The sequence below is a fragment of the Luteimonas panaciterrae genome (genome assembly GCF_020511115.1).
In the GTDB taxonomy this organism is placed as follows: domain Bacteria; phylum Pseudomonadota; class Gammaproteobacteria; order Xanthomonadales; family Xanthomonadaceae; genus Luteimonas; species Luteimonas panaciterrae.
Window position 1 is genome coordinate 1 of the sequence record NZ_JAJAVH010000095.1, and the last position, 511, is coordinate 511.

General features: G+C 64.0%; 1 pseudogene. It reads left to right on the forward strand.

From position 1 onward, the window contains the following. Positions 1-511: pseudogene (locus LG367_RS18420) on the forward strand (hypothetical protein); the annotation flags it as partial.

Below are 511 nucleotides of genomic sequence, written 5' to 3' on the forward strand. Positions count from 1 at the left end.
CGCGATGGATCTGTGGGGCGCGCTGCTCAAGAGCGACGTCGAAATCCGCGTGTGGGCTTCGTTCGCGCCGCTGGAGTGCAGTATGGAAGACGGGGCGACGTACATCACGCTCGGGTTGGCCACTGACCTCGGTAGCGTGCCCGGCAATCAGATTCCCGGCGCCAAGATCGCCGAAGCGCGGTATCCCATCGCGTTGGCCAATGCCCTCGCCGGCAAGGATCTTAACGAAGGCGAGGACGACATCTTCACGGTCTTCAGTTCGGCGATCGATCAGCCTGAGTGCCGCGCCATCGGCGCACGGGGCTGGCACTACGGCCTGCGCGGCAATGCCGACAACACCGGCGGCAAGTCGAATTTTCTCAATACCATCATGCACGAGATCGGCCATGGCCTCGGCGTGGCGGGCTACGCCACGCCAGGTACCGGCGCGCCGTGGGATTACAACATCCGCTCCAACCAGTTCGACAAGGCGCTGCCGGCGATCGAGAGCGATGCCGACATGACAAAGGCG